This window comes from Virgibacillus sp. M23, from assembly GCF_034190895.1.
Taxonomy (GTDB): Bacteria; Bacillota; Bacilli; order Bacillales; family Amphibacillaceae; genus Virgibacillus; species Virgibacillus salarius.
In genome coordinates, this window is the sequence record NZ_JAWDHA010000108.1 from 1 (window position 1) to 5,404 (window position 5,404).

4 protein-coding genes and 1 pseudogene are annotated in these 5,404 nt (G+C 32.8%); all 5 read left to right on the plus strand.

Going from position 1 to position 5,404, the window contains the following annotated elements; all coding sequences use genetic code 11:
- Positions 1 to 199, plus strand: a pseudogene (locus RVS70_RS21240) (ATP-binding protein); the annotation flags it as partial.
- A 40-nt stretch (positions 200 to 239) separates the two neighbouring features.
- Positions 240 to 2,609: a DEAD/DEAH box helicase gene (locus RVS70_RS21245; RefSeq protein ID WP_321134734.1), complete on the plus strand. Its 2,370-nt coding sequence runs from the start codon at positions 240 to 242 to the stop codon at positions 2,607 to 2,609.
- A gap of 314 nt (positions 2,610 to 2,923) precedes the next feature.
- On the plus strand, positions 2,924 to 3,307 hold the full coding sequence (locus tag RVS70_RS21250; RefSeq protein WP_026679823.1) for a helix-turn-helix domain-containing protein: 384 nt from the start codon (positions 2,924 to 2,926) through the stop codon (positions 3,305 to 3,307).
- Between the two features lie 14 nt (positions 3,308 to 3,321).
- Positions 3,322 to 4,092 (plus strand): ImmA/IrrE family metallo-endopeptidase, encoded by a 771-nt coding sequence (locus RVS70_RS21255; protein ID WP_026679824.1) that lies wholly within the window; start codon positions 3,322 to 3,324, stop codon positions 4,090 to 4,092.
- The gene (locus RVS70_RS21260) at positions 4,082 to 4,711 is read left to right on the plus strand and encodes a hypothetical protein (RefSeq protein WP_026679825.1); all 630 of its coding nucleotides are present in this window, start codon (positions 4,082 to 4,084) and stop codon (positions 4,709 to 4,711) included. Before RVS70_RS21255 ends, RVS70_RS21260 begins: the two co-directional genes overlap by 11 nt.
- Positions 4,712 to 5,404 lie beyond the last annotated feature (693 nt).

Consider the following 5,404-nt stretch of genomic DNA (forward strand, 5'->3'; position numbering starts at 1 on the left):
ATCTGTACAATCAAACATCGATTATATTAACGTCCAATAAAGGTCCTAAAGAATGGGGTGAATTATTAGGAGATCAGGCAATTACAACCGCGATTCTAGATCGTATATTGCATCGAGTGGAAATTATCATTTAAATGAAGACAGTTGGCGAATGAAGCATCGAAAAACCATATTTGGGCAGCAAAGTGTTTCAAATTAATAAGCAGAAATTGTGTCATTTTACTTGACGGTCACACCTTTTGGGCAAACATGGAATTTTTAGAGGTGAGTCAGGAATAGTACAGATGCCGACTAGTGCTGGGAAAACTAAAGCAACTGAATTTATTATTCGTAGTGCTTTTCTCTCAGATAGAACTTCTCTTACTGTAGTTGTAGCTCCTTTTAGAGCTTTATGTAATGAAATTAGTAATAGTCTTAAGGATACTTTCCGTAATGAACCTGTAAATATTGATGAACTTTCAGATGTAATGCAGACTGATTTTGAGATTGATGAATTTTTACAAAGAAAACAAGTTTTAATTGTTACTCCTGAAAAACTTTTATATGTACTCCGTCAATTTCCGGAATTGGCAGAAGGAATAGGATTAATTATTTATGATGAAGGACATCAATTTGATAGTGGTAGCCGAGGAATTACTTATGAACTACTGTTAACATCTGTAAAGTCTATGATTTCGCGACCAATTCAGACTGTCCTTATATCTGCGGTTATAAGAAATGCTGAATCTGTAGGTAACTGGCTTAACGGAGAAGGGAATGAAATAGTTTCAGGGACTAACCTTATTCCTACATACAGGACTGTGGCTTTTGCAAGTTGGCTTGATCAACGTGGAAAACTTGAATTTGTGGAGCCAAGTAATCCTGAAAACGGAGAATTTTTCGTTCCGAGAATAATTGAGCGCTACCAACTTAACCTTAAAAATAGAGAAAGAAGGGAAAGGTTTTTTCCAGAGAGAACTGATGCTCAAACCATTGCTCTATACTTTGGTATTAAGCTAATTTTAAATGGAAGTATAGCAATATTTTGTGGCACAAAGTCATCTGTATCAAGTATGTGCGAAAAAATTGTGGATGCCTATGATAGAGGATTGGCACTATCTAAGCCTATTGAATACTCTAATTTTGAAGAAATCAGACGATTGCATTTTCTATATCAATGCAATTTAGGTGATAGTGCGGCGACTACAAAAAGTGCAGAATTAGGTATTCTTACTCATCATGGTAACACGCCACACGGAATTCGTCTCTCTGTTGAACATGCAATGAAGGAAGGAATGGCGAGTTTTGTCATTTGTACATCTACTTTAGCTCAAGGTGTTAATCTTCCCATTAGATACTTAATTGTAACTAGCCTCTATCAGGGTTCAAACCGAATAAAGGTTAGAGATTTTCATAATTTGATTGGTCGTACGGGTCGATCAGGAATACATACAGAAGGAAGTGTTATTTTTGCTGATCCAAATATCTATGATCAAAGGAGAGGATTTCGTACAAGATGGAAGTGGGGTCAAGTTAAGGAACTATTAGAGCCTGCTAATTCTGAACCGTGTGCAAGTACATTATTACAAGTTTTCGAACCTCTTAAAAGTGATACTCAAGGTTATACAATTGAGATAGACATGTTGGATGTTATCCAAGACTATTTAAATGACCCAAAAGCAATTGATGAAATCTTAGAGAATTTTGCCATAAAACACAATGAGAAAGGTTTTACGAAAAAAGGCTTAATTGAGCAGATGTCATACAAAATGAACATTATATCATCCGTTGAAAGCTACTTAATGACTCATGAGGATGACTTTGGTTTTGGCGATGAAGAGGTTGCGGAACTTGCTAAAGGAACCCTTGCATATTTCTTAGCAAGTGATGAAGAACAAACTAATATTGTTGAACTTTTCAAGCTTCTTACACAGCACATTGTTAAGAATGTTCCGGACATCTCAAAAAGGAAAATTTTTGGCAAAACTTTATATGGTGTTCAAACTTCTATTAATATTGAGAAATGGTTATCTGAAAACATTAAGACTATCACTACAAGTAACAATTCATCTGACTTACTTATAGCTTTATGGTCTATTTTATCAAAAAATATACATAATAATATTTTTAAAAAGTGCGATAAACCAGATGTAATAAAAGAAATTGCAATAGGCTGGATTGAAGGAAAACCATTTTATGAACTATATGACTTGGCTGAAAATTCGGATATGCGTCTTGTTAGTGGAACGCAGCGACGGCATGTCAAAATAGATCATATAGTTGAGGTCTGTGAGAATGCTTTTGCATATGATGGTACCCTTATTATAGGGGCTATAATTGAGCTGCTTGATCTAACTAGTATTGAAGAGACTGAAGATGTTATAAATGAATTAAAGTTACTACAAAAGAAAATGAAATATGGATTATCATCGTTGAAAGAAATAATGCTTTATGAGTCTGGTTTTTCTGATAGGGTTGTATCAAAAGATTTAAGCTCGCTGTTCAATAAGGATATTCAGCGAAAGCAAAAAATACGTCGAGATATAAAGCAAAAAAAGGAAAATGTTCGTGAGTTATTAAAAAAGTATCCTTCCTATTTTACTACTGTATTTGAAAACATTATTAAATAAATGTAGAAATATTATTTTAAACAGGATTTTAGCTCTATCTCTAAAAAGGATTACATTTTTATTGGATGATCTTTAAGATTAATTACATTTACATCTAACGTTATTCTAGTTAATGGGTTTATCCAGGATTTTTGTTGCCATCTTCACAAAGAGCACCCTTATGGAAGGTAGCAATTATTACTCCTGGATAAATACTGACTTATTAGGTTAAAATATTAATTGATTATCTTTTGATTTAAAACTTAGGCTTTCGTCGTTTACAAAAAGTGTTAAATTTAATATACTTAAAATAGTTAATGAAATGGAGGGATATTATGCCTAATATATGGGATAAAGTCCAATTAAACCCTTCTGAACGACCTAAATACACACGCTTTGAATTGGCTAAATTGGTTCAAGAGAGAAGAAATGAGCTTGGCCTTTCGCTAAAAGAAATATCAAATAAATACGGTGTTGAAGAATCATTTTGGAGAAGTATCGAAAATGCTTCAAGAGCATTTAATGTAAAAATTTATAAACTAATTGGTGAATTTTTGAATATGAGCAAAGATGAAATGCTAGCTATAGAAGTGGATGACATGTCTTCTCTAAGTTTTCGAACTAGTGATGAGAACCATCCAGAAATACAAGAGGCTATTGAATTCGCTAATATTGTTTTTGATGAAATGGTAATGCAGGAAAAATTTGCAACAAAGTAATCTGAGGTGGTTTTTTGTCACGTAAAAATAAATTATCTCCTAAGAAAAAAAAGGAGTTATATCAAACAGTTGTCCCAATTGCTGAAGAGTTTAGAAATCGTTTCCTCAATAAAGATGGACCTATTGAGGACACTTTCGACACATTAGAGCAGTTGGGATATTTTATTGTTAGGTTCCCAGCCCACAATAATTTGTCCGGCTTCTATATTAAAAAAGGTGAATACAACTGTATTTTTGTAAATAGTTCTCATTCCTTAGGAAGACAATACTATTCTGCATGGCATGAGGTTTACCATGCTTATACAGGTGATATAGGAGGAATCAGTCTTTTTGATGAAATTCAACATAGTGAGATGGAACAAAGAGCTGAATATTTTGCAAGCTGCATCCTTATGCCAGAAGACTTAATTCGAAAGTATATTCGTCAAAAAGGCTTGTCCCATTTAAAGTATGTCTCGTATAATGATTTGATTATTATGCAAAATTATTTTCGTGTTAGTTTTAGTGCTCTTATTACTAGATTAATAAAGTTATATCCCTCCTATCAAAAAGAATTATCAAACAGATACAATCTAGGTTTAATTAAAAATGCTCAAAAGCTACTTAATAAAATCCATGCTGTTGGTGGTGACGAGGCTTTAGTCCTTCCAACAAACAAATTTTCTGTATCCCAACGATTTTATGAACTCCTATATAGTAATTTAGAAAATGACCGAATAACAGCAGATAAGGCACAGTCTATATTAGAATTATTAGAAAGTATGAGACAAAAATATGAATCCTGATTTTTCTAAATATCCTATTTGTGATACAGATATGTGGGTGTATCTATATTTGAGTGATTTTTTGGAGCGAATATTGCAACGACACGAAAAACTAGTATTTGCTGACGTAGTTGAACAAGAAATATTAGCATGGGAGCAAAACAATGATAAATATAAAGACATTGCGGTTTATTTTAGGCAATGTAAAGAATCCGGTGTTGTTCTAGTTATTCAGCATGAAATACATATAGATAAAGAAGATCGCGACTTTTTAGAGCAGACACTAAGAGATTTACATTTTACAAATGGTTTAAAAAATAATCCGAAAGAACGTAATAAAGGAGAATTTGTATCTGCTTTGTATGCTGATCATTTTGAGATGCCCTTTATGAAGTCTAACGACAACACATTTCAGGTTGGAGGAAAAGGTAAATTAGCATTTCCAGAACTTGCTGTAAAAAATTGGTATGACATTGTTGAAGAGTTTGCTTATAATCAAGATGAAAAGATACGAATAAGAAAATTGGTTCATAAAGAGCAAAAGCAAATGGCTTATTATTATGAAAATCAAAGGGAAGAGAAGAAGAAGCAAGACATGCTGAGAATACTTGCTGAAAAGGTTAATAAGGGTCGCTTGTAAAATAATTAGTTCACTTAGCTCATGATATTAACTATGAAAAGAAACATAAAGATTGTATAAACTATGATTTTGCGATGTATAATACAGTTGTGAGTGGATTCGTCATATCTTTGATGAGTTTCCTGATGTATTCAAGAGCGAAAGAGTCCTGGATTTGGTTGTTATTATTTCAGGGCTCTTTCGTTTTTTTAATGAACTTTTCTATATTATCAATATTACTCCAAAGAAAATGTTAGTTGTGTGCTGTTTATATGATATTCTGTGATTCATAATCCAAAATATAAATTTCTAACTTTTTTTGTCAAACCATAATTGGGTACCTCAATTCCAATTTCCAACTTTATTTTTTCATACATAATTCTAAATTACTACTCAAATCAATAATAACGGTAATTTTGGTTTCCAACTTTATTTGTCTTTAACAATAAGGTTTCCCTGTAATTGTTTTTTACAATTTGTGACTTAGCTTTACAACGAAGGGCAAGAAGATAGCGTATATATATGTTTCTGTGATATCAATTAGGATCGAGAACGTACCAAAGGTACGCTTTCTCGGTTCTTTTTTTTAAGTTAAGAAAGTATAAAATCAGTGCAATGACTGCGTTAAGCGAAGTAGTTATTTTGAAATGTTTGATGTATATTGGCAATGCTCCGACTAATTACTTCGCTTTCCGCGGGCACGGCCTCAACTAA

Bases quoted from the DNA above. Each gene is read 5' to 3' on its own strand.
- RVS70_RS21250 (WP_026679823.1), top strand. From the start codon at position 2,924: ATGCCTAATATATGGGATAAAGTCCAATTAAACCCTTCTGAACGACCT.
- RVS70_RS21260 (WP_026679825.1), top strand. From the start codon at position 4,082: ATGAATCCTGATTTTTCTAAATATCCTATTTGTGATACAGATATGTGG.